Raw genomic sequence first — 683 nt, 5'->3', positions numbered from 1 at the left:
GGATTTTACCAAATCTATTTTTGAGATTGTGGCAAATGTCTGCCACCAGGAAGTGACCAAAACCCTGGCCCATGTACACGCCGTGACCGGCAGCCCGGCCATCCGGCGGCAGTTGGGCCTGCGTCCCGACCAGGCGTTGATGCAGCTGGACGAAACCTGCTACTCCCGCCTGTGCAAACCGGTCCTTTGCTGCCAGACCTGTTACACCGACTTTTTCGATTTTGCCATTGTGCGCAAGCTGATGTAACAGCGCTTACCTTTTGTCATAGGGTGCAGCGTTCGCTTCGGCGGGGCTTCGCTCCATGAAGATAGATAGAGAGCTAAGAGTTAATCAAAGGGGAATGTGTATGAGACATCTGATCGACCCGGCGGACTTTACGCTGGATGAAACCCTTCGCCTGATGGACCTGGCGGATCGTATTCACGACGATCCCGCCGCCTATAAGGACGTTGCCGCCCGCAAGCGTCTGGCAACGCTGTTCTACGAACCCAGCACCCGTACCCGCCTTTCTTTTGAAGCAGCCATGCTCAATTTGGGCGGTCAGGTGCTTGGCTTCCCCGATTCGCGCGTTTCCAGTGCTTCCAAGGGTGAAACGGTTGCCGATACCATCCGTATCATCAGCTGCTACGCCGACATTGCCGCCATGCGCCACCCCAAAGAGGGCGCGCCGCTGCGTGCATCC

Annotated in this window: 1 protein-coding gene and 1 pseudogene; both read left to right on the top strand. The window is 56.8% G+C overall.

The annotated features are described in order from the left end of the window. The coding region (locus H6B10_RS14910) for a UTRA domain-containing protein (RefSeq protein WP_204652299.1) at nt 1-247 on the top strand (247 nt) is incomplete at its 5' end. Nucleotides 248-347: 100 nt separating this feature from the next. Beyond that, a pseudogene (locus H6B10_RS14905) lies at nt 348-683 on the top strand (aspartate carbamoyltransferase); the annotation flags it as partial.

Origin of the sequence: Gemmiger formicilis, assembly GCF_016901605.1 — a bacterium.
In the GTDB taxonomy this organism is placed as follows: Bacteria; Bacillota; Clostridia; order Oscillospirales; family Ruminococcaceae; genus Gemmiger; species Gemmiger formicilis_B.
Note: the sequence above shows the minus strand (reverse complement) of the source record. Positions and strands in the feature narration are given on the sequence as shown.